This window comes from Rhodopirellula sp. MGV (assembly GCF_002251265.1).
Lineage (GTDB): Bacteria > Planctomycetota > Planctomycetia > Pirellulales > Pirellulaceae > Stieleria > Stieleria baltica_A.
The window spans coordinates 1-24,869 of the sequence record NZ_NPDI01000025.1 but is presented as its reverse complement, the minus strand read 5'-3'; the positions used below and the strand labels follow the sequence as shown (position 1 = coordinate 24,869).

Here is a 24,869-nt window from a genome sequence, read left to right as displayed (position 1 = left end):
CTGCGAGTAGTTGTTGGTTACACGCGGTAGGACGAACAGGTAGTACGGGGCCGTTGAATCAGCTGTCGTCCGCTTCCCACCGCGCGTCGATCACCGCGCGGTGGTTGTTTCGTTGCAGTTTCGATCGGACTAGGCGTTTTGCCATTCGCAGATCTGAATCGCGTCAGCAGCAAGTCTGCCATCCAACAGTGGTGACACTTCGCCGGTAGCAACCGCTTTGGCAGCGGCATCGATTTCGCTGACAAAGCTATCGATTTGGTCGACGTCGCCAAAGTCGGGACGCTCGACGGTGCCGTCACGATGCAGGATCACCAGCGGAATCGTTGCGGTGGTCCCGTCAGCGTAAGCGGCGAACTCGAACTGCAAGGTGGCGTTTTCGAACGAGACTTCATAGCCGTGGGTGAATCCACGGGCCGGCGAATCGATGACGCCACCACCGGCGGATACCGGATAGCCTTCCTCGAAGCGGAATACCGTTTCATAGAGTTTGGCGACCCCGTTGTGGCGCTGACAAGCGGTCTCGAGTGATTTGGGCATCCCAAACAAAACACGGATCAGGTGCGCGTCATGGACGTGCAAATCGATCAACGGTCCGCCGACAGAATCGAGTTGATAAAAATCGGGAATCCAATCGGGCGGCGAGATTGTTCGTTTGAAGCGTCCGGCGATCGGCTTACCGAAACGCCCGTCGACTTTCGCATCGACCAGGATTCCGAATTCCGGCATAAAGGGAAGGACGTGTGCGACCATGACGTCACCGGGATTTCCCAGGCTGGCCAAACGCATTGCATCGCTGGCGGTCAGTGACAGCGGTTTCTCGCAGAGCACCTTTTTGCCAGCCGCAATTGATTTTTCGATCGCTTCGGCGTGCAGTGCCGGGGGCAAACAGATGTCGATCAGATCGATCGTTTCGTCTTTTAGCATCGCGTCCAGCGATTCGTAAACGTTCATGGAGGAGACGTCGATCTGTTCTCCGGGGGGGCCAAAGTTTCCCTGGATGCCCCGCCAATCGCCCGATCGCTTTCCGGCATCACGACTGCAGAATGCGACCAAGTCGGCGTGTTGGCTCTTTTGGTAAGCCAGGTAGTGGATCCACCCCATAAAACCGACGCCGACGATTCCTGCACGCATCTGAAAGTTTGCCTTGCTTGTGTAAATGGATGATGTGGCCGACAATGTAGCAGGTCTACTGCTACTCACGTTTCCAATTCACCCGCCGAACCACCTTCGCTCGTGATTTATTCAAACGCTTTGACTTGGATTGTTTCGTTCGGACGCCTGCCTGTCTTCGCCGCGGCGCTGCTGCTGCTTCCAATTGCGTTTGCTAGTCAAACGTTGATTGCACAGGACACAAGCGTTTGGCCACAGTGGCGTGGTGCGGCGATGGACAATCATGCCGCGGACGATGTGACGCTGCCAACCCAGTGGAACTTTCAAACCGGCGAAAACATCGCTTGGAAGACCAAGATCCCAGGCCGTGGACACTCGACACCGATCGTCACGCCGGTCGGAATTTTTTTGACCACAGCGGACGAAGCGAAACAGACACAGTCGGTCGTTAAAATTGACGTCGATAGCGGGCACGTCCTCGACACCTATGTGTTGCATCGAGGGACGTTGCCAGAGCGAATTCATCCGAACAACTCGTATGCGTCGCCAACGATGGCGTACGACGGAAAGCTGCTTTTTGCATCGTTCCATACTGCGGATGCAATCGTTGTCACCGCGTTGTACCCGGATGGGCGAAAGGCATGGCAAAAGAAAGTTTGCAACTTCGCGCCGAGCGTTTTCCAATTTGGATACGGCGCCAGCCCGGTGATGTTTGACGAGTTGTTAATCATTGCGGCCGAGTATGACGGCGCGGATAGCGGAATCTATGCATTGGATCGTGAAACGGGCAAACAGGTTTGGAAAATTCAGCGGCCAGAGAATCTGAATTTTGCTTCCGTGGCGATCACCGAAATCGCCGGCCAGCAACAGATGTTGATTGCCGGGGCAGATAAATTCGTGAGTTATGACCCATCGACAGGCAAAGAGATTTGGAGCGTGGAGAGTGCAACCGAAGCGATCTGCGGAACGGTGGTATGGGATAACCGCAGCGTGTTGGTTAGCGGCGGGAACCCTGTTTCCGGGACTTGGTGTGTTTCCGCCGCGGGGCGGCATCAGCAGTTGTGGACCAACCGCGTGAAGTGCTACGAACAATCGCTGCTGGCGATCAAGAATTATGTCTTCGGTGTGGCAGATAACGGTGTAGCGTATTGCTGGCGAACACAGGACGGAACCGAGATGTGGAAACGCCGTCTCTTTGGCGGCGGAATCAGTGCTTCACCGCTGTATGCCGATGGGCATTTAATCGTGGCGTCCGAACGCGGCGAGGTGTTTATCATCGACGCGGTTCCAGATCGTTTCGATCTGATTTCAGAAATCCAAACTGGCGATTCAATTTTTGCTTCGCCGGTGGTGATTGGCAAACGCATGTACCTTAGAACCGGCGTCGAAGAAGCGAACGGTCGGCAAGAATATTTGATCGCCATCGGAATGTAAGCGAGCTTGCTAGAATCAGACGTTCTGTCACGACCATCTTGTCACAATATCAACGATTGCCTGCCCGCAGGGACCCAGAGTACGCCCGATGAAGTTTCTTTGTTTCAGCGATTTGCACCGCAGTGTGGATGCGGCCGAGCGATTGGTCGAGCTTTCCGAGCAGGTTGACATGGTGATCGGCGCCGGGGATTTCGCCAACCGACATGCCGGGTTGAATGACACGCTGTCGGTGCTGAAATCGATCGAAAAGCCAGCAGTATTGGTGCCTGGAAACGGAGAAACGTTCGCGGAGCTTCGTGACGCGGCGAAGATCTGGACGACAGCGACGGTGCTGCACGGAACCGGATGCAGCCTATTGGGTATTGATTTTTGGGGCGTCGGCGGCGGTATCCCAGTCACGCCATTCGGCGCTTGGTCGTATGACTTCGATGAAGAGCAAGCGACAAAGCTGTTGGCCGATTGTCCAACGTCGGGTGTGTTGGTGGTGCATTCGCCGCCGATCGATACCGTTGACTGCGACAGCAGTGGTCGTGTTCGCGGCAGCCAATCGATTCGCGAGTGCGTGGCGGAGAAGCAGCCGCGACTAGTCGTTTGCGGGCACATTCACGACGACTGGGAGAAACGCGACGAGATCGGTCCCAGCTTGATTCTGAACGCCGGACCGCGAGGCGTGATCTTGGATGTCGACTTCGATTGAGTTTCTTCGTCGGTTCGCTGTTAATGAAAGTTTGCGTTGGCAGTGTTTGGTTGCGACATGCTTGGCCGGTCACGATAATGCGTGTGACTCGTCCGTGTTTGCACTCCCAACGAAAGGCTTTTCAGAATGGATCGTCGAAAATTCCTAGCCGGTTCGGCTCTTGCCGCGACCGCCGCTTCGGTCGCTACCAAAGCGTACGCTGCCACCGATGATCGTCCCCGTCGCGTCGGTTTGATCGGTTGTGGCTGGTACGGCAAATCGGACCTCTTGCAATTATTGAACGTCGAGCCTGTTGAAGTTGTCTCGCTGTGCGATGTCGACTCCAAAATGCTGGACGAATGTGCGGACCTGATCGCCACCCGCCAGGCCTCGAAAAAACGTCCCCGGACCTACGCCAGCTACACCGACATGCTGGCCGAAAAAGGTCTCGACATCGTCTTGGTTGACACCCCGGACCACTGGCACGCGTTGCCGATGATTGCGGCTGTGAATGCCGGCGCGGATGTTTGGGTTCAGAAGCCGACCGCTTGCGATGTTCTGGAAAGCAAGGCGATGTTGGACGCGGCGCGAAAGACCGGCCGCGTCGTCCAGGTCGGCACGCAGCGACGCAGTACACCGCACCTCATGGAAGCGAAAGAGCGTGTGGTCGATGCAGGACTGTTAGGCAATGTTTCGTATGCGGATATCTGCTGTTACTACCACATGCGTGCCAAGCAAAATCCGCCGGACACCACTCCACCGGCAAACCTGGATTACGAAGCTTGGACCGGTCCCGCACCGATGCGTCCCTACAACGAAATGGTGCACCCACGAAGCTGGCGTGCCTTCATGGAATATGGCAACGGCATCGTCGGTGACATGTGCGTTCACATGTTGGACATGGTCCGATGGCAGTTAGGTTTGGGCTGGCCAACGCGAGTCAGCAGCAACGGAGGGATCTATGTCGACCATCAATCGAAAGCGAATATCAGTGATACCCAAACGGCCCGCTACGAATTCGACGAGCTGGATATCAATTGGATTCATCGCAGTTGGGGTCATGCACCCGATCCAGAGTGGCCATGGGCCGGTGTGATCTATGGCGATCGTGGGACACTGAAGCTGGACGTCCATAAGTACGAGTTCACGCCGCACAGTCGCGGTGAAAAGCTGACCGGCAAAACCGTGATCGAATTGGACAAGTACCCAACGGACAAAACGGACCAACGTGATTGGGCGTTGGAGCTACATGTCGCGTCGGCGATTCGCGGGCACATGAAGGACTTTTTGAAAGCGATCGACGAGCGATCCAAGCCGGTCGCAGACATTGAACAAGGTCACATTTCCAGTGCCTCGTGTGTGCTGGCCAACGTTTCGATGGACTTGGAAGGCCGCACGCTGAACTTTGACCCTGAAACTCACACCGTGATCGGGGACGACGAAGCGACGGCGAAACTGAAACGACAGTATCGCAAGCCATACGTGCACCCGTCCGAAGCTTAGTTCGTCGGGGCTTAATTCGACGGGCGGCGACCGCTTGCGACCAAGTCATCATCACCGGCGTCTTCCGAAAGGACTTCGTCGGTGGTTTGGGGATCGGCTTGGCGGCACGCCTCGGTCAACTTTTCGGCCAAGTCATCCATCCAGTCTTCCCAGGTCTCGACCGTCGTGTCCTCCGGTGGCACGTTTGCCATCTCGTCGAGAAACAAGATCATCCGTAAGCAGTGTCGCAGCAGGATGCCTTCTTCCTTCTGCAGTTTCTTGGTGGTGATGAACTTGTCAAATTGTAAATCGTAGTTCAGCAGTTCGCCGACAATCCAAACGGGGCGGATGCGAACGTTGTCGACGCGTGGGAAGTCGTTTTGGAACAGGCGATAGATTTTCTCGCCGATCGTCAACGGCCAGACTTTGGGTTCGTCGAACATCACTCGACCGAATCCACGATCGCGGATTTCTTCTTCTTCGTCTTGACTGGCCGCGCCCAGTTCCTCTGCCGTAACAATCCCGCGCGTCAAAAGCTCGGCGTCCAGGTACTCGGTCGCCAGTTTGCCGGGCGGCATGTCTTCTAGTTTCGGCATCCGCGTGTAGCGGGCGACTGTGCCGGGGACTTCCAGAACGCTTTCCAGTGTCGCGATCCGTTCTTCGTCGTCAGCCTTGGCCAGCAGGTCTGCCATGTAGACGCCATAGATCGGATTGATACTTCGCAAGTGGACCAAGCGATCAAGCTTCTCCGTCGGTGTCGCTTCGAGAGGGTGGTAGTTATCCAGGTCAAACGATTTGACGGAGATTAGCGGCACCTTTGGCTCTGGTTCCTTTGGTGTTTCTTCTACCGAGCTTTCTTCGACGGCTTCGGTTTCGTCGGAATCGCTGCGCATCTGATCCAGCAGATCCCCGAATAGTCCTCCCGTCGGTTGGGGCTCGGCTGGTTTAGCCGCAGGGATATTTTTGGTTTGCTTGGCGGTTGGCCCGGTAGGCGAACTCGCCGGTGAGTCGCTTTGCTTGGGTTCGGGCAGCGGTGAGGGGATTACATAGCCGGATTGCCAAAGCGTGACGAGCATTTGATTCAGCCCACGCTGTGCCTCTTCGATCTTCTTTGGTGTCATCAGACGTCGACCGACCAAGTCACGCAGCGGCTGCACCGAAGGCGACTTGCCCAGCATGTAGGCCAGCAATCGCCAAGGCAGATGCCCCCGACTGGAGAGGTCGGCCGATTTGGCTTGTTGCAGCGACAAGAATTGCTGTTCGGTCCAGTACGTTTCGCCCGCACGCTTCTTGGGCATCTTTTTCTTGAGCTGTTTCTTCGCTTTCAGCAGCCCTGGGTCTTTGGTGTCTTCGGGGATTGAGTCGAACTTTTCACGCCATTTGTGCAGCTTCACATCGTCTTCGTGCGCGAGCGCATAGACATAGCCACGATCGTCGTATTGAGGGCGACCGGCGCGACCGAAGATCTGTTGTGCGGAAGCGGTGTCGACCAAGCGTTTCTTATCGCGTGGTCCTTTCATCAGGCTGGGCAGCACCACGCTTCGCGCGGGCAAGTTGATCCCTGCGGCCAAGGTCTCTGTGCAGACGCACATCGCCAGCAACTTGCGTTCGAACAGTTCTTCGACCATGCGGCGATAGCGTGGCATGACGCCGGCGTGGTGGACACCAACGCCGCGCATCAGAATCTGTTTCAGCTTCGGGCCAGCGCCCGAGGAAAGGTCTGCGGCGTTGAGGTAATCAGCCAGCTCGCTTTGACGGGCTTTGTCGATCAGGCTTTTGCCCTTCAGCATTTCCGCGACGGTCCAGCACTGCGAACGGCTGAAGCAGAACACAAGCGAAGGCGTCCTTCGTTCGACATCGTCACCGCGCGAGATCCGTTCGGCGAAGTCATTCAAGATTTCGTCTTCGACCCACTCGTATTGCAAGAGGACTTTGCGTTCGTCGCCGGTCACCAATTGTAATTTTCGGTTGTGAGCCCGTGACAACCACGACGTGAATTCATAGGCATTTCCGACCGTCGCACTGAGCAGCATCGTGCGCACATGCGGCGGTAACAGAGCGAGTGTCAATTCCCAGACGATGCCGCGTTCGGGATCGTTGAACGAGTGGAATTCGTCCATCACGACGGAGGTGACTTCTGAAAAATCGAAGAGCTCAGGATTTAGCAAGCGATTAAGCAGAATCTCGGCAACGACAACCAAGACCGGTGCGTCACCATTGACGCGGCGGTTGCCAGTCACCAGTCCGACGCTGTCGGCTGGGAAGCCCCAGCGAACGGCGGTATCGCGAAGTTCATCAAGCTTTTGATCCGTCAACGCGATCAGCGGCGTGGTGTAGTACATCCGCTTTCCGGTACGCAGTGCCTCGTACACCGCCGACTCGGCGATCATCGTTTTGCCGGTTCCAGTCGGGGCACAGATCAAGACGCCTTGGTCGCCCCGCGCCGGATCGCCGGCAAAGTAGGCGAGCATCGCCTCTTCCTGAACCGGATAGGGCGGATAGCGAAGCAGCGAAAAGTATTCCGATGCCAACGTATCGCGATCGATCGTCGGGTCCGCCGACAGGGCAGCGGTATCAGGTTGCGTTGGTTTGTTCATGCCGTTGTTGTATCAGGTTGGCTCTGAATTGTGACGGTGGAGCAGCTACAATTGTCCAGCAGAACGGTTGAAGTCGGCTCCCCTAATAGAACTTGATTTGTGATGGCGGAAACAAACGGTTGGTTTGGACGGTGGTGCACCGTGGTGGTTGTGTCCTTGGTGTTCGTTGTCGGGGCCGATCGAGCCTCGGCCCAAAAGCAGGGCGTCATGCCAGCGGGGATCAAATTGAGTCCCAGCGTGGGTGAGGAAATCGAGGTGTATTACCTCGGCGATTGGCGACCCGGCAAAGTGATGGATGTTTCGCGAAATCAAGTCGTTGTCGAATACGAATTCGCTAACAACCCGCGGCGTCGCGAGTTTCCGCTTCACGAGACGCGCTACGCTTGGCAAGCGAAAGTGATTTCGCCGGTTTACAACTGGAAAGATCAATCCGGATCGTTCTCGATCAAGGCGGCGGTGGTCGACTTCGATCAAGATGAAAACACCGTGACGCTGTATCGCTTGGACAAAGGTTCGGAAATTACCGTGCCGGTCAGTAAGTTGTCGGATGCTGATCAGCGTCGTCTCGAATTGATCGGTGCGAGTGCACCGCTCAGAAACATCGCAGCGCCAAAACTCGAAACGTTTGCGACGGCAGCACTGAACTCGACCGCGGCATGGGATTCGGCAACCGATATATCGGGCGTCTCCCCTGATCCGCCAGCGATCGCGGTCTCAATCCCATCGGGTGGGGCGGTGTTTCCGAAAATCGATTTTTGGGACAACCTGTTGTCGGTGTATCCGATCGGAACCGCATCGGGTTGGATGGCAGCCGCTACGGGAACTGGCAACTCCAATAAGAAGGAAGACTTCCCCGGTCGACTTGTCTGGGCGACGATCGCGGATGGGAAAATCCATAAGGTCCAGGCGATTGCAAACGGCGAAATGTTGATGGCGGTGGATCCCGCGTCACAGCGTGTCTTGACTGTTGGCGAGTCAGAGAACAATGAGGCGACGTTGTGCGTGTGGTCGGCCAGCCCGAAGACGGAAAAAGCAAAGCCGATCGTGCGTTGGACAAGCCAAAAGGATGATCGTCTTGGCGTTCCCTTTGCCGAATTCGTCGGCAGTGACGCAGTACTCCATCGCTGGGGTAATTCGCAGTACGTGGTGTGGGATTTCGCAAAACGTTCCGCGGTTTACGAAGTCAAACAGGAGTCCTTTTTTGGGGCGTCACCGGTGATCAGTCCCGGAAAACGCTACTTGGCGTTGCCGGAAGACAACGATGTGCGCGTGATTTCCGCGGCAGACGGAGCGACGTTGGCAACGTTGCCAATCGAGGGCGGAAAATCGTCCGCCGTCGCATTCGATACCAATGGTGAAAAGCTGGCGATCTTGACCCACCATCAGCTCGCGATTTGGACTCTCGGTTCGGCCGCGTTACCAGAACGCTACACGGCCAATGGTATCGGTTCACCATTCCCACAAAAGATGGCTTGGGTGGACGATCAGACGCTTTTGATCGATGGCAAAACGCTGTTCGACTTGAAGAGTGAGTTGCCGGTTTGGAGTTACCGGCCGGATCATTCGGAAGTCGTTCGCGGCAAGGGTTCACAAGACGTCACCCAAGTCGTCTCCGGTCGGTTTTGTTATGGCGTCGAACTGAGAGAACGCGATGTGAGCGCCTTTGTGATTGGTGCGGTGGAATTGCCGGGGGACGCCGTCAACGAAACCGTCGCGCGGATTGATCGCGAGAAGTTGTGGACGCTTCAACCCGGAACACGAGTTGCGATTGAAACAAATTGTGGCGCTCACAACGCAAGTGCTCGGGCGGGATTGGAGGCCGCGGCGCGAGCGTGTGGCTGGGTCGTGCAGTCGCAAGCGGAAATCGTCATCAAAGCTGAAATGGGCCGGTCGGAGTCGCGGTCGGTTACCTATCAGCAGATGGGAAAACGTGAAACGCAAACGGTGACGGTCGCACCGTTCTATTCGAATGTCGACATCCGCGAGGGCAACGCTTCGTTATGGAGCACCGGAGCTTCCAATGGCGGTGCACCCTCGTTTATGTGGCTCAAAAAAGGCGAGTCCATTCAACAACGGGTTCGGGAGAACGAAAAACCTGATCCTGATTTCTTTAGCCGTGTAGAATTTCCCGGGAAAATACTGCATCCACGCTACAAACGAGGTTTCGGTTCGTCCGTTTACGGCAAGCGCGGCTTGGTGGCCACACCGCTGGCGGATCTGCCACTAAAGAATTGACGCCGCCGATTCGGCTGGTCCGATTGGAGTGCGGTTTTCGATCGTTTTGGGGGTTGGGGCTGGCGTTTGGTGCCAACCATGTCCATTCCCGGTGCATGGCGGTGGAACATGATGGGAGTTTGTCCGAGAGTTTGACATCCGAACCAGAGCGGCTGAGAATGTCGCCTGCTAGCGCTTCGAAGGAAAACCGCTTCGAAATCTACCGGTATCCAATCAGCCCACCTGTGCGTTTTGTCTTTCTCTTGTGAATCTAATGTCGCGGTCGCCAAAGACGCAGTCGCAAAGAGCTCGGGCGTGGATCAACACTGTCCGGCCAGCGGAGGATTAAAGATTGGGCCAGTCAGACAAGTTGCGACAGCGGTTCCCAAAGTCGAAGTCGTCCGCGATTGCAATCATCCTGCTACCGCTCGCTCTCGATTTCTGCGTCCAGCGTTAATCGCCAGTACGTTATTGCACCTCAGTGGATTGGCGGCTGCGGCTTGTTGGTCGACACCGGATCAGCCTTGGGTTCTGGATGTCAAACGTGGTGACTCATCAGCGATCGTGATCACGGCCACTCCAGTCGTGAGTTCGGAATCGGCTGTCACGTTGCCCCCGGTAGAAGAGGTTCTTCAAGAAATCGACGAACCGATGGAAACGGAGCCAGATCCACGTTTGGATGCCGAATCGATCGAGCCGCCGAAGCCGCAGCAATCGCCTTTGGAGATGCCACAGCTTCAGCAAGATGCCACGCAGCCAGAAGTGGCGTTTCAGCCGGCAATGCCGCCCGTTGAGCGAGTTGAACTCGAGCGAGTTGAACTCGAGCGAGTTGAACTCGAGCGAGTTGAATTTGACAAGCCGGCCAAACCGATGGAGCAAATCCCTGCGAAACGCCCCGTTAAGAAGCGACGGCTACGGCCCGTAACTCCACCTGCCGTCCAGCCACCGACGATTGTTCCCAACGAGGCGGCGAGCGGTGCCAAGATCGATACGCCACCTCAGATGCATGAGGACAACGCGCCGCCGCTGTATCCAGAATCCGCTCGAGCCGCCGGTTATGAGGGACGCGTCTTATTGCGTGTTAAGCTGGATGAACGTGGCGTCGTCATCGACGTCCAAGTGGACACATCAAGTGACTACCCCAGCCTTGACCGCGAGGCTGTCGCTGCGGTCAAGAAGTGGAAATTCTCGCCGGCACGCAGTGGTGACATTGCACAGGCAAGCGAAATCACCGTGCCGATCAAGTTCTCATTGCGTGGCGACTGATCTGTCAGGCACGGCTCTCTAAAACTTCCAAGTCACACTTGCACGTGCCATCGCTGGCTCGACCGAGTGGAAGTGGAAGTCTTCGGCGGCAGGCAGCCCGGCTGGTTGCGATTCGTAGAAATACGTGATGTCGTTGTCTTGGCTATCAAACAAGTTGAACACGTCGACGGCAAAGTTCGTCCGTTGCGTTTGGTAGCCGAGCTGAACGTTGGCAATCGTGGTGGTCGAACTGCGTGCCGAGTTGTCTTCGTTGAGAGCTGCGGGACCGTAGTGCCGCAGGCGGAAGGTGCTGTACCAAGGCGATCGCGGTGCACGTGCAGTGATTCCAGTGGTAAATACATTCTCGACCGCGTTCGGGATTCGATCTCCACCGGCAAAACGCGGACGCACGTGTGAGTAGTCGATGTCCGCGCTGACATAGTCGTTCAGCTGCAGATAATTGGTCCAGGTCAGACCGCCACGATGACTGGACGGTCCGGCTTCAGTGGTCCCCGCGTCACCGACGAACACGAGCTCCGAATCGATTTCCAGGTACCACACAGCGAGCGTCGAGTTCCAATTTGGGGTGACCCAAGACCGAACGCCGATCTCTGTGCCGTCACTCTTGACCAACGGATTTGCGGGATCGGTCGAGGACGTGACGCCACGGGTGTCGTTGCTATGGAAGCTTTGTCCCCAATTCAGGTACATCTCCGAATCCGCCCATGGCCCAAACACCAAGCCAAATTTCGGGCTGAAGACTTGGTCGTCGACAGTTCCGGAGTCGGCAGTGTTGACGTTCGCCTGGTTGTGAAAACGATAGAAATCACCACGCAGACCGAGGTGGCTGGATAGCCATGGCGTCAGCTTGGCATCGTTTGCGTAGTAGAGCGAGTAGCTTTGTTGGTCGACGCTGTCGTTTCTTACTGGAGAAACCAATCGTCGAGAGTTCGTGCGATTGAGTGCCAGTTCGTAGACGTTGTCGTTGCGGAATTGAAATCCGACGGTGTGGTCGACGCAATCACGGTGGTACGTTTGGCTGGCGTTCAGGCCCGTGTACCAACGCTTGTCAACTTGTTCGATTTGGTCGCCGTTGACCGGGTCGTCGAGGAAGAACGTGAAGTTGGAAAACAAATCCATGTCGTAGTAGCTGACGTAGGAATTCACTTTCGTCGTCACGTCCTCGCTGCGACTCCAGTATTCGCCGTTGATGCCGTAGCGACTGGTTTTGCCGCCGTCGCTTGGGTCAAGGGTTCCGAACCGCGAGACAATGCCGGCGTCGACCGCACGACTTGCGACTTGGTTGGTCGCCGTCCATTGGCTGTCGTAACCAAACACTGTCAGGGACACGCCGTGATCACGATTGCCGTGTGACCAACGAAGCATTCCGTTCAGTTTGTCAAAGTCTTCTTTGGTGGTCCACGGGCCGTTGTAAAACGTCGTTTCGAACGCGTACAACAACGTGCCGCCGGCAAACTCGCCCGAGTCCGCGATCAGTGTACGGTAGTAATCGAACGAACCCATGGTTGCACTCGCGATCCCGTTCGGCAACTCGCGTGCGAGTTCGATGTCAACGTTCCCGGCAGAGCTGAAGTCACCGATGTCGGCGTAGTAAGGACCGAGACGATAGTTGGCGGATTGAATCAGCTCGGGAATCAGCCAGTTAACGTCAAGGTAACCTTGGCCGTGTCCATGCGACGGCAGGTTCATCGGGATGCCATCGACCCGCAAGGCAAAGTCGGTTCCGTGGTCAAGGTTGATGCCACGCACGAAGTATTGATTCGCTTTGCCGGTGCCACTGTGCTGGGTCGCGATAAAACCGGGGATCAATTCCAGCACGTCGCCTGGTCGATTGATCGGGCGATTTTGCAAGTCGACTTGCCCATAAACTCCAGACGATGCCGAAGTGGCTTCGCCGATCAAGTCGTCGCCACGTGAAGCGGGCGTACCGAACTGGCGGGCGAATTCATTGCTTGTTTGCTGCTGGGAATTCAGTGGCGAAGTCAGCGAGGGCAGGGGCGACGCTTCGGATGAAAGCGATGGAAACTCGCCGATCGACAAGTCGCCTGATGATTCCTTGGCCGCCTCGGAATCGCCATCCAAGGTCTCCGGATCACGTTCCGCTTCGACAATGACTTCGGGAATCGAAAACGACTCTCCAGATTGCTGCGCCGACGCCGCAGTCGCAGCGCAAAGAATGAATGCCGTGGTAAATGAGAACCGCATCGAGTCGCCTCGTCCTTAAGCCCGGTGGGGTCGCTTGGGTGGAGGCGGCGAAAACACGTCAGCGGCCTCCCGATACGACTGGTTTCGGCGTCGGGGCTGGCGCGATTGGAAGTGTTGTACGGGAATGCCGGAGGATACATCACGGACAAGCCGCTGATGCCGTACAACCGGCAAGGTCAAACACCCTTGTGGCGACTAAGCCGGATGATAGAGCAACCAGGCTTTGTAGCCGCCACTGAGATTGTGCACATCGAAACCATGGTGCATTAACACACGCGTCGCCAAATAACCACGCATACCGACTTGGCAGTACGCTGCGATGGGTTTGTCTTTGGGCAGCTCGTCTAGGCGATCTCGAAGTTGTTCGATCGGAATGTTGTGAGCACCGGGGATGTGACCCTGGCTGTTTTCCGCTTCGCTGCGAACGTCCAGTAAAAAGACTTCGCCGCCAGTGGCGGGTGATTCAGGTAATCGATCGACTTGCGTGACCGGATGATCGCCTCGGAGGACACCTGATGCGACAAAGCCCAGCATGTTGATTGGGTCTTTGGCATGGCCAAATTGTGGTGCGTAACACAGTTCGGCCTCTTCCAAATCCTCGACGGTCAGCTTGGCTTGGATGGCCATCGCGATCACGTCGATCCGTTTGTCGACGCCTTTCGAGCCAACGCCTTGAGCTCCCAAGATGGCGCCGTTTTCGCGATCGAACAAAAGCTTCAGCGTCATTGGGCTAGCGCCGGGATAATAGCCAGCGTGATCCGATGGATGGATGTAAACCTTTTCGAAAGTCGTACCGGCACGACGAAGCAACTTTTCACTTTGACCGACCATCGCGGCTGACATGCCAAACGCGCCGACGATCGCGGTGCCTTGGGTGCCACGATAGGATGACGACCGGCCGAAAATATGGTCGGCGGCGATGCGGCCTTGTCGGTTCGCCGGTCCGGCGAGTGGGATCTGAATTTTTTCGTGTGTGATATAGTCGTCGACCTGGACGACATCGCCGACGGCGTAGACGTCCGAGTCGTTGGTCTGCATGTGCTCGTTGGTGACGATACCGCCGCGTGATCCGCACTCGATTTGAGCATCGATCGCCAGTCGATTTTCTGGACGTACGCCAACACTCAGCACCACAAAATCAGCCGCCAGGGTATCACCGGATTTGAGTTCGACTTGCAAGCCGCCATCAACTTCTTTGAACGCCGTTGCCGAATCCGAGAGGCGAATTTCGATGCCTTCGGAACGCAGCTTGTGATCCATCGGCGCGATCATTTCATGATCCCACGGAGGCAGGATTTGGTCAGCCAACTCCACGATCGTCACATCCATCCCGCGGTGACGCAGGTTCTCGGCGACTTCGATGCCGATGAAGCCAGCACCGACGATGACGGCGCGTTGTTTTCCCGAAGTTGCCAACTGGTGCATGCGGTCAGCATCAGCCAGATCACGCAACCCCATGACCAGTTCGCTATCGATACCGGGGATTGGCGGTTTGAACGGTGCGGCGCCGGTGGCGATGATCAACTTGTCATAGGGTTCTGCGTACTCGGTACCGGAGTTCAAGTCGCGGACTTGGACCGTTTTGTTTTGACGGTCGATTTGGGTGACTTCGGAACGGACTCGGACGTCCAAGCGGTGTCGATTGCGCAACATCTCGACCGGGGCGACTAGCAATTTGTCGCGTGATTGGATTTCACCGCCGACGTAATAGGGCAAACCGCAGTTGGCGAACGAAGGGTATTGGCCGCGTTCGAGCACGATGATTTCAGCATCTTCGCCAAGTCGTCGGGCGCGTGCTGCTGCCGATGCACCACCGGCGACTCCTCCAATGATCACGATCTTCATTGCTCGATATTTCCTTGTTCTGCTCGTTATTCAGAAGCGGATTTCCAGACCGTCGTGGCATTTGCCTGCGATTCCGATCCGCCAACCATGTGATCCTAATGAATCAGAAGAAGCGGTACGAGTCAGTGTGCGTATTTGCCAACTTGTGACAACCTCGCCTAGTGGACGTTGCAACGCGCACGGGCTAAAGTGAAATTCTTGTCTGGGCGATCTGCCTGATCATCGCTATTACCTCATACAAGCTTGACCCTGGAGTCTGCGATGAAGTTTAAGTTTACGTTGGTTGACCGCGAGACCGGCAAAGAGCAACGCACCTGGGTGCTTCAGCCTCCGGTAACAGTCGGCCGTGGCATGTTGACGAACATCCATCTCGAAGACGGCTCCATCAGCCGCCGACACTGTGAATTTGTCATCGGTGCGGATGGCGAGCTTGTGATTCGTGATCTGGGCTCCAAAAACGGCATCTTCATCGACGGCCAGCAAGTCGATAAGGCGAGCTTGACGTCGGGATCCGAAGTCCAAATCGGGCTGGCGAAGATGCGAATCGAGTCTGCCGAGGCGACCGAGACATCGACTGCGGGTGGATCCGCGGCAGCCCCACAGAACCACGGCGACGAAACGCACGCGGTCAAGATTGTTCCCTTTGGCGAAGACGATCGCTACGAAATCGGTTGACACGTGGTCTGATAACAGGCCGTTCCCATCGACACAAACGGCGTGTCTGATTCGCATAGACCAGGGCGGTTTTGACGTCTGTGCGGATCACGTCGTTGTGATCATGTCGAAGGGCTATGCCTGATGGGTAAAACTTAATCCGCCCGTTTTTTCTTGCTTGTGGCCAATTCACGTCCGATCACTCAGGGTGAGACACTGCGATCACCTGGACAGTCATGGCGTTCAAGGCGAACGAGTGGACACCGAAAAAAGCCCTGACTTCTGTTCAGTTGGCAGAGCCATCTCGGCCGAATTCGGGCGTTCATTTTTCCCCTAGTGCCCGTGTTGACTTGAACGGTTGTTTCCTCGCGTCATGCCCCCTATCACTGATGAGTCAAGCACCGCCAGTGAGATGGTTAGCCAGCGGCTCGGAGTCACCGAAGATTTCGCCGAAATGGCTGCAAGCGGCGTGAGACGTTTCGAGCTCGAATCGCCAACCTGATACATTCCAAGAACGGTTTACGACCAAGTTAAGAAAGACGATGCAAAAGATCCTCGAAGATAGTTCTATGTCCGATCATAACAATGGCAACGGTGTGGTGATTCTGGACACGCTCTCTCGTGAGTTTCGTCGTCACCTGCTGTATACGTTTGGCAGGAACGAAGCGGAAACCAACAGCGATTACTGTTACCGAGCGGCTTCCCTTGCCGCACGTGATCGAATTACCGAAGACTGGATCCAAACTCGCGCACGCGTCGATGCGAGCGACACTCGTCGGGTGCATTATCTGTCGCTGGAGTTTCTGCTCGGTCGTTCGCTCAATAACGCGTTATTGAACCTGGACCTCGACGAACCGATGCGCACCGCGCTGAACCGGTTCGGAGTCGAACTCGAAGAAGTCATTGATCAGGAACCCGATGCCGGCCTTGGCAACGGCGGCCTTGGACGTCTGGCTGCGTGCTTCTTGGACAGCTGCGCGAACTTGAAGCTGCCGGTTTCCGGGTATGGCATTCGCTATGAATACGGGATGTTCAACCAAACGATCGATCAAGGCCGTCAAATCGAAGGCCCTGACCACTGGTTGCGAAACGGCAATCCGTGGGAGATCGAACGCCATGAGCATATTCGCAAAATCAATCTGTATGGGCGTACCGAGCGTGTCGTCGACGAAGATGGCAAGCAGCATTTCAAATGGGTCGAATCGCAATCGGTCTTGGCAGTCCCTTACGACATGCCAATTCCTGGCTACCGCAACGGTACCGTCAACACACTGCGATTGTGGAAAGCGACCGCAACCGACGAATTTGATCTCGGCGAATTCAACGCCGGTAGCTACCCAGAATCCGTTGCTCAGAAGAACAACGCCGAACAGATTTCGATGGTGTTGTATCCCAACGACGCGAGCGAGAACGGAAAAGAGTTGCGGCTAAAGCAGCAGTACTTCCTGGTCTCGGCCAGCCTTCAAGACGTACTCGCTGACTGGGTTGACCGTCACGGTGAAGATTTCAGTGACTTCGGCAAGAAGAACTGCTTCCAGCTAAACGACACCCACCCCGCGTGTGCCGTTCCCGAGTTGATGCGTCTGCTGATGGACGAGCACGGTTTGGAGTGGGACGAAGCGTGGGAAATCACGACCGAGTGCATGGCATACACCAACCACACGTTGCTTCCCGAAGCACTCGAGCGTTGGTCGGTCGGGCTGTTCGGCAATCTGCTGCCACGGATCCTGGAGATTATCTACGAGATCAACGAGCGCTTCGTTGCCTTCGTCGCTGACAAATATCCTGGCGACAAAGACTTGATCAGTCGTGTTTCGATTATCGAGGGCGGCAGCAACCCACACATCCGCATGGCTTACCTGTCGATCGTCGGAAGCTTCTCGGTCAATGGCGTCGCACAGCTGCATACTGACTTGCTCAAGAGCGGGTTGTTCTCGGACTTTGATCGCATCTGGCCAAACAAGCTCAACAACAAAACCAACGGCGTCACGCAACGCCGCTGGCTGTCGCACTGCAACCCAGGGTTACGTGACCTGCTGACCGAAACGATCGGATCGGCATGGGAATCGGATTTGGAAAAGATCAAAGACCTCGCGCCGTACGCAGAAGACGCCGCGTTCCGCAAGAAATGGCGTGCGGTTAAACAAGCCAACAAAGAACGCTTGTCGAAATACATCGCGCTGAACACCGGCGTCGTGTTTGACCCTGCGATGCTGTTCGATGTTCAAGTCAAACGGATCCACGAGTACAAGCGACAACTGCTTAACATCTTGCACGTTGTGCACTTGTACGATCGCATCATGCGTGGTGACACGACCAACATGGTGCCACGCTGCGTTTTGATCGGCGGCAAGGCAGCACCTGGTTATCACATCGCCAAGTTAATCATTAAACTCGCCAACAATGTCGCCGCACGCGTCAATGCCGAACCGAAGGCCAACGAGTTGCTGAAGATGGTGTTCTTCCCGAACTACCGTGTCTCGGCCATGGAAATGATTTGCCCTGGTACTGAACTTAGCGAGCAGATCTCCACCGCCGGCAAAGAAGCGTCGGGTACCGGAAACATGAAGTTCATGATGAACGGTGCGTTGACGATCGGTACGCTCGACGGCGCCAACATCGAAATCCGTGAAAAGGCCGGCGAAGAGAACTTCTTCCTCTTCGGCTTGGACGCAAAAGAAGTCACTGAAGTTCGTCAGAGCTACGATCCGAACGCAATCATCAACGGTGATGAGGACATCCGTCGCCTGATGGAACTGCTCGAAGGCGGGCACTTCAACGATGACGAACCCGGTATCTTCGGCGAACTGATCGGCGGGCTTCGAAACCCACGAGATCAATGGCTGTCGATTGCCGACCTGCGCAGTTTTATCGACGCACAAGCACGAGTTGCCGGCGCGTACAAAAATACGGAGCACTGGGACCGAATGAGCATCCTGAACACCGCAAACAGCGGTTGGTTCTCGAGTGATCGAACGATCCAGCAGTACGCGGACGATATCTGGAACGTCGGCGCCGTCTGAGTCGGCAATGAAGCGGCGGCACTGTTACGTTCAAGACAGTCGCCCCACCAATGAATTCGAAACGGCCGTTTCCTGACTCGGGAAGCGGCCGTTTTTCGTTGCGGGGGAGTTGGCGAAACGGCAGAATGCTTTTGTCCCTATCGCCATGCCCCCTGCAAGAACGCTTCGGTCGGATGGTATAACGACGGGCCCGCTTCCCCACGCGTCATGCACCTCGCCCCCGTCAAATCGACGTCCGACCAAAAGCTTTGCCTATGCTTTCCATCTTAACCGAGCGTCTGGCCAAGACGACGACATCGCGTCCTTGGGTGACGATGTTAGGTTGGGTGTTGATCACAGCGGCGTTCGTCTTTTTCGCTCCCCGATGGACTGACATCGCGTATGACGGGGACTTCGAATACCTGCCCGATCAAATGAATACGGTCGCGGCGGCGAAGGTTCTCGATGAAGCGTTTCCAGGTGAGCGTGCGCGCAGCGAAGTGGTGCTGGTCCTCGGCCGCGATAAGACTCAAGAGGGCGGCCACGTCGCACTGAGCGATCTTGACCTGATGGTGGGCGACGACTTGTTACGGCGTTTGCACCACCGTTTGGCAGAGGTTTGTTGGCAGCGCGCGATCCGTTTGGGGTATGAAAGTGGACCGATCGACGAAGCTCCCGACGAATGTCGCCCTTGGCTGGAACGCGCCCAAGTCGCACTCGATCACTCAGTTACGGTCGACGCAAGGTTCTATGAAGCTTATCAGCAGTTTGTCCCAGACACCGCCCCTTCGCTGACCGAGCCTCGGATGGCGATCAGCTACTACGATCGCTGGCAGTTGGCCATGCTGATCGGCGCGGATCCCGACAAGGCGGATGGCGATTTGGAAGACGCCAGGCTTCTGATGCCCGACATCGAGTCCGAAGTGATCCCGATTGCTGACCGCGAACTGGGCTCTTGGGACGCCATGTTGGATTTGCTTTCTTGGGATGACACCATCCTTGGCAGCTTGCTCAGCAAACCGGCGGCGCGGTTGGCGGTGATCCGAATGAGCAGCGAGCTTGCGGCGACCGGCAACATCGCAATGCTCGAAGGGCTCGATTCGTTGCTCAACGAAGTGCGGCAATACAGCATGGGGCACGCCAATGAAGCACAAGCCGACCGGACGCCGTTGCGTCTGGAATACACCGGTTCGGCGGCAATCGGTGGCGAGACGCTGATTGCTGCCCGCGATGCGATTCGGTACACCGAGTCGATCACTGTGATCATGATCCTGTTGATTTTGATCGTCGTCTATCGAGCGCCGCTGCTGGTCGCCGTCCCGATGGTGTCGATCGGCGTCGCCGTCGCGGTTGCAACTTGTTTAGTCGCCTTATTAACCGATTGGTCGATTCGCGATGTCGTCAGCTGGCTGGATATGCGCGTCTTTACGACCAGCCGAATCTTCATCGTTGTGATCCTGTTTGGGGCGGGGACTGACTATTGCTTGTTTTTGATCGCGAGATTGCGCGAAGAAGCAGCCAAAGCGGAATGGCGCGAAGCCTGCCGGAATGCATTGTCCGGTGTGACGTCGGCGCTGTTGGGGAGTGCACTGACGACCGTCTTCGGCTTGGCGATGCTATGGTTCGCCGACTTTGGCAAATACCATTACACCGGCCCCATCATCGCCATCTGCTTGTTGGTCGGGTTGCTCGTTTGTTTAACGCTCACGCCGGCATTGTTGTCCGCGCTGGGGCCAAGTGTTTTTTGGCCAGGCGTTGTTCGTCCTGATCCGAATCCGTCGCGATCACTGTTCGCAACAGGGCCCGATGGACATGCGATTCGCCGCAAGAGTATTTGGGACTGGATCGCGATCAAGATCACGCGGCGTCCAAGAACTACCTTTGTGGTCGGCATTTCACTACTGTTGCTTCCGGCGATCTATGGCTGGCGTAGCGAGCAATCGGTGACGTATGACCTCAGCAGCCAATTGGACAATGACGCGGCCAGCCGGCGTGGGTTCCAGTTGTTGTCACAGCATTTTGAAATCGGCAAAATCAATCCGGTAACGGTGCTGATTGTCCGGCCAGAGGGCGAGGCTCGCGAGCAGCTGCGAAAAGACATTGGGACGTTGTCGGACCAGCTTTACGAACAGCCAGGGGTTGTCGGGGTTCGTACGGCCAACGATCCGCTCGGTGATTTTCCACCGAACCGCGAAATGGGGCTGCTCAGTGGCGAAGCATGGAAGCGTCGTGCGCTTCGCCAGCACCGCGTCGCACAGAACTATTTCTTTTCCAATAACCCTGACTATCAAGATCGCCTTGCGCGTTTGGACGTGATCATCGACGGCGACCCGTTTTCGATTGAGACCGCGAAGTTGGTGTCTGGGATTGGAAAATTACTTGGTGACGTCTCGGAGAATCCCGACTCGGTTTGGCACGATGCCAAGTTTTACTACACCGGCACAACGCCCTCGATCATCGATTTGCGCAGTGTCACGATCGCCGACAACGCTCGCATCAAACTTGCCGTGGTGATCGCGGTGCTGGTGATCTTGATTGCGGTGATTCGGCGTGTCGGATTGTGCCTGTATTTGATTTTCACCGTTTTGCTTAGCTACTACGCGACGCTCGGGATGACAGTGCTGTTTTTCCGAGCCGCTTATGGCGATGCCTATGTTGGACTGGATTGGAAGCTGCCGTTGTTCCTGTTTGTGATTTTGGTTGCGGTGGGGCAAGACTACAACGTTTACTTGGTCACCAGGATTGTCGAAGAGCAGAAGACGCGGCCGTGGTTGTCGGCGCTGCGCTATGCGGTGTCCAGGACTGGCGGGATCATCACAGCCTGTGGGATGGTGATGGCCGCAACGTTCTTCAGCATGACCGCTTCGGCATGGCTACCTGCGGTACTAAACCTCGTTGGCATACAAACGGACGCCACCAGCGGCCTAAAAGGTGTGATCGAGTTAGGCTTCGCATTGGGCCTCGGAGTCCTCATCGACACGTTCTATGTCAGAACCGTGCTAGTCCCCAGCTTCGTCGTCCTCACCGGCAAGTCAAAAAAGGTGTCAGGTACCTTTTCCGGAAGATAGGTAAAATGACAGGCTGCTTATTCTACCGTCAGGGATTCGTTGGTCCGCGCCGTGGACTAGGCTTGCGCAGTCGCCGCACATCGGGCGAATGAACGAAAGGTGACGGATGTTTTGATGACAAGTCTGATGCGGATCGAGTGCGGGGACGCAATACTTCGTACACTACGATCAACTGGCGACTGGAAGATTCGGCGGCAGAACCATCGAATGAAAGGTGAGGGACTTTGCGAGATCACAAAGCGACAGTAGCCGAAGACGTCCGTCAAGTCTGGTCGTTGATTAAGTCGAGCAAGCGAAGTTTGGTGGCAACAGACTTAGTCTATAAATTGTTGGCGTATGTTCTGATTACGCCAGCGTTCGTTGTACTGTTTCAGTTCTTGTTCGGGCTTTCAGGCGACGAGGTGCTTTCCGATCTTGATCTTGTCTATTTCTTGATCGGTCCACTTGGATGGGTTTGTGGGCTCGCGGTCGCTTCGTTGTGGCTTGCGATTCTCGCACTCGAGCAGGCATCGCTACTATGGATTTTGGTGCAACGACAGAACGGCCAGACGGCTCACACGCTGGACGCACTGCGTTTCGCGGCAGTGAAGTCTATCAGTGTATTGCGGGTCGCATTCGCAATTGTGGCACGGACGGTATTCGTGGCGACACCATTTTTAGGTGCAGCAGCTCTGTCCTATCGTTGGTTGCTTGCTGATTTTGACATCAATTTTTATCTGACAGAACGTCCAAAGGAATTTTCGCTGGCGGTGCTATTGGGCGTTGCTCTATCCATCTGCCTGATGTTGATACTGTTGCGTTTGTTCTCGAGTTGGTTCTTGGCGTTGCCGCTCGTCCTTTTCGAGCAAGGAGCCTCCGGGAATGCACTGAGCTTGAGTAAACAGTTGGTTGATGGGCATCGGACTCGCATTGTTTGTTCGCTTGTCATTATGGCTGCCGTCGTCTTCGTCGCAAACTCGGCATGTGCATTCGCGATCGCGATGCTAGGACGGGTCTTGATGCCGGCTGAGGTTGGTTCGCTGTTGATGTTGGCGCTGCGTGTAGGGGGGATGATCTCGCTCTCCGTTTTGTCCGGTATGGTAGTGCAGTTGCTTGCGGCGATTGGATTTGCGGCGACGCTGTTACACCGTTATCAGGCTCTTTCTGTTGAAGGTTCGATCAAAAGTGAAAGGGCGAGTCTACCCCTGGCGTCCAAGGGCTCCATCTGGACGCGTTTGACCGCGTGGCAACTGATCGTTGTCGGATCAATCCTGGCCGTGCTAGCGACAGCGAGCGGTTATCGGTTGATCAATTCCGTTCGAACGGAGGACAATGTGGAGGTCATGGCTCATCGTGGTGCATCAGTTCTTGCACCCGAGAATTCTCTGGTCGCATTCCAAAGGGCGATCGAGGATGGTACCGACTGGGTTGAGATCGATGTTCAGGAAACCTCGGATGGGTATGTGGTTGTCGTTCATGACAAGGACTTGATGAAGATCGCCGGCAGCCCGCTCAAGGTCTGGGAATCGTCCTGGGATCAGCTGTCAGAGGTTGACATTGGAAGTCATGCCGACGTCAAGTACTCGGGCGAACGGATAGCAAAATTGGCGGATGTCTTACGCCTGTGCAAAGATCGTGTCGGTGTCATCATTGAACTGAAATACTACGGGCACGATCAGCAGTTAGAAGAACGGGTCGTTCAAATCGTTGAAAGCGAAGGAATGGCAGACCAAGTGATGGTGATGTCGCTCGATCCTCGCGGAGTTGCGAAGACCAAGACGCTACGACCCGACTGGAAGTATGGGCGGTTGATGTCGGTTTACGTTGGTAACTTAAGAAACATCGATGCTGACTTTTTGGCGGTGAATGCGGACTTTGCGAATCGCGATTTCATCCGGCGTGCGCATCAGGCAGGGAAGGAGGTATTTGTCTGGACCGTCGACGATCCTGCAAAGATGTCGATGTTGATGAACCGCAAGGTTGATGGGATCTTGACCAATCGCCCCGATATTGCTCGAGACGTCATTCGCCAACGAGCGGCCCTCGGCAGCTCGGAACGTTTGCTCGCAGAGATCTCTGTATGGCTTGGGATCTAAAAAAAAGGTGTAAGGTACCTTGAAGTTGGAATGGGTGATTTGGGCAGAAGCAGATTCCGCCTGACTGTCATCGCTTTCGGTGTTTTGAAACCTGATCCCATTCGCATGCCGATTGGCTGCGAAGGCGGTGGGAATCGATCAGCCATCTTTCAGATAGTTTTCTTGCCCGCTGAGCGCGGTCAAGTTCCACTTTCGGTTTGCACCCTATGTTTCGATTGGATTGCCACGCATTCGCTTATCTAACCGGCTGATAATTCTCTGACGCGGCCTCTCACGATGTAGTCGTTGGGTCTGCAAGGGCAGAGGAAATAACGCTGCTTTGCTAACCCGGGAGGAGACCATCTGTCTTGAATCAACAAAATCAGATGAAGTCACGACGCTTTATAAGTGATCAAGGCGAGGGGCTTTCCCTCGCTTGAGGCCCAGGAACTGCTGACTTCGATCCTCTTGGTGGGATTCAAATTGACAAGGTACGTGCCCCATCCCATTGGAGCGGAGGACGAAACACATGGCAGGTGATGCGTGCTCTCGCAGAGCATGTAAAAGAGATTACCAAGTCTTCTATTTGCCTTTCGTCGAGGCGTCAGGAATATCAATGGCATCGAAGGGTTGGCGAACGGTGTAGTGTGCGCCGACCGATTTAGTATCGTCTGGAAACTTCTCGGCTTGCCACACCTCCAGATCATCGAACGCAGCTGAGAGTTTTGCCGAAGAAGCCCTGACGAACCCGTATCTCCAAGCTGTACTTTCTGGTTCATCAGTCGCTTCAATCAAGAGTAGGACTTCAGGGTCGTTTCCCTGTGCGAAAGCGAATATCGCACCGTCGGAAGTCCCTCCTACGGCGCTGCCATGGTCCGTTGCGTATCGGTAGATAGGATTCGGCAATAGGCGTAGTGGTTGCCGATCAGAGTTGTCATCATTGAAACCCTCTAGCGTACAGGTGACTCTGCGAGCGAGTTGTTTCATCTGGAAAAGGCGACGCGTATGACTGAGGTTTGGTTTTGAGGTCGCCTTGACGGGAAGGAAGGAGAGGTTTGATTCTTTCGGCTGCCAAATCTGGCCAGCATTGTATTGAATTCGAAAAGTCGGGCGCGAAGTTAAAACATCGAGTTCGTGGCAAATGTTTCCATCCCAAGGATAGACATTGATCGCTGCGATCGGCCGTCCTTTTTCAATACAAAGAAGCAAGGCTCCGTTGACAACTGGAGCGTTGGAGCCAACTCGTTCGGCGTTGAAAAAAC

The 24,869-nt window shown here is 55.6% G+C and carries 14 protein-coding genes; 9 read left to right on the top strand and 5 right to left on the bottom strand.

Annotated features, from left to right (window positions below):
- Positions 1-129: 129 nt before the first annotated feature.
- Positions 130-1,131 (bottom strand): Gfo/Idh/MocA family protein, encoded by a 1,002-nt coding sequence (locus CGZ80_RS07840; RefSeq protein WP_094413081.1) that lies wholly within the window; start codon positions 1,129-1,131, stop codon positions 130-132.
- 102 nt (positions 1,132-1,233) lie between these two features.
- Between CGZ80_RS07840 and CGZ80_RS07835 the strand changes: the two genes are divergently transcribed.
- The 3 genes from CGZ80_RS07835 to CGZ80_RS07825 all read left to right on the top strand — a co-directional run bounded on the left by CGZ80_RS07835 (position 1,234) and on the right by CGZ80_RS07825 (position 4,723).
- Positions 1,234-2,544, top strand: a complete 1,311-nt coding sequence (locus CGZ80_RS07835) for a PQQ-binding-like beta-propeller repeat protein (protein WP_233148298.1) — start codon at positions 1,234-1,236, stop codon at positions 2,542-2,544.
- An 88-nt stretch (positions 2,545-2,632) separates the two neighbouring features.
- Positions 2,633-3,241, top strand: coding sequence for a metallophosphoesterase (locus CGZ80_RS07830; protein WP_094413079.1), 609 nt, complete (start codon positions 2,633-2,635; stop codon positions 3,239-3,241).
- A gap of 126 nt (positions 3,242-3,367) precedes the next feature.
- Positions 3,368-4,723, top strand: coding sequence for a Gfo/Idh/MocA family protein (locus tag CGZ80_RS07825; protein ID WP_094413077.1), 1,356 nt, complete (start codon positions 3,368-3,370; stop codon positions 4,721-4,723).
- 11 nt (positions 4,724-4,734) lie between these two features.
- Here the strand turns inward: CGZ80_RS07825 and CGZ80_RS07820 are convergent, their stop codons facing one another.
- Positions 4,735-7,299, bottom strand: coding sequence for a DUF3516 domain-containing protein (locus CGZ80_RS07820; RefSeq protein ID WP_094413075.1), 2,565 nt, complete (start codon positions 7,297-7,299; stop codon positions 4,735-4,737).
- Between the two features lie 102 nt (positions 7,300-7,401).
- Between CGZ80_RS07820 and CGZ80_RS07815 the strand changes: the two genes are divergently transcribed.
- Both CGZ80_RS07815 and CGZ80_RS07810 read left to right on the top strand, forming a co-directional pair.
- Positions 7,402-9,534, top strand: a complete 2,133-nt coding sequence (locus CGZ80_RS07815; RefSeq protein ID WP_094413073.1) for an SHD1 domain-containing protein — start codon at positions 7,402-7,404, stop codon at positions 9,532-9,534.
- Between the two features lie 294 nt (positions 9,535-9,828).
- Positions 9,829-10,779 carry an energy transducer TonB gene (locus CGZ80_RS07810; protein ID WP_143543792.1) on the top strand — a complete coding sequence of 317 codons (951 nt, stop codon included), beginning with the start codon at positions 9,829-9,831 and terminating at the stop codon, positions 10,777-10,779.
- Positions 10,780-10,797: 18 nt separating this feature from the next.
- On the opposite strand, the gene CGZ80_RS07805 is transcribed toward CGZ80_RS07810, so the two are convergent.
- Positions 10,798-12,984: a TonB-dependent receptor gene (locus CGZ80_RS07805; RefSeq protein WP_094413069.1), complete on the bottom strand. Its 2,187-nt coding sequence runs from the start codon at positions 12,982-12,984 to the stop codon at positions 10,798-10,800.
- A gap of 195 nt (positions 12,985-13,179) precedes the next feature.
- Entirely contained in the window at positions 13,180-14,829 is a 1,650-nt protein-coding gene (locus tag CGZ80_RS07800) for an FAD-dependent oxidoreductase (protein WP_094413067.1), read from the bottom strand.
- 261 nt (positions 14,830-15,090) lie between these two features.
- On the opposite strand from CGZ80_RS07800, the gene CGZ80_RS07795 reads away from it, so the two are divergent.
- The 4 genes from CGZ80_RS07795 to CGZ80_RS07780 all read left to right on the top strand — a co-directional run bounded on the left by CGZ80_RS07795 (position 15,091) and on the right by CGZ80_RS07780 (position 23,628).
- The gene (locus CGZ80_RS07795) at positions 15,091-15,504 is read left to right on the top strand and encodes an FHA domain-containing protein (protein WP_103296650.1); all 414 of its coding nucleotides are present in this window, start codon (positions 15,091-15,093) and stop codon (positions 15,502-15,504) included.
- Between the two features lie 548 nt (positions 15,505-16,052).
- Positions 16,053-18,506: a glycogen/starch/alpha-glucan phosphorylase gene (locus CGZ80_RS07790; protein ID WP_233148297.1), complete on the top strand. Its 2,454-nt coding sequence runs from the start codon at positions 16,053-16,055 to the stop codon at positions 18,504-18,506.
- 254 nt (positions 18,507-18,760) lie between these two features.
- Positions 18,761-21,553, top strand: a complete 2,793-nt coding sequence (locus CGZ80_RS07785) for an MMPL family transporter (RefSeq protein ID WP_094413061.1) — start codon at positions 18,761-18,763, stop codon at positions 21,551-21,553.
- Between the two features lie 224 nt (positions 21,554-21,777).
- Complete coding sequence (locus CGZ80_RS07780; protein ID WP_094413059.1) at positions 21,778-23,628, top strand: glycerophosphodiester phosphodiesterase family protein; 1,851 nt, start codon at positions 21,778-21,780, stop codon at positions 23,626-23,628.
- Positions 23,629-24,189: 561 nt separating this feature from the next.
- On the opposite strand, the gene CGZ80_RS27880 is transcribed toward CGZ80_RS07780, so the two are convergent.
- Positions 24,190-24,869 (bottom strand): hypothetical protein (locus tag CGZ80_RS27880; RefSeq protein WP_158222602.1); only part of this gene is annotated, 680 nt, incomplete at its 5' end.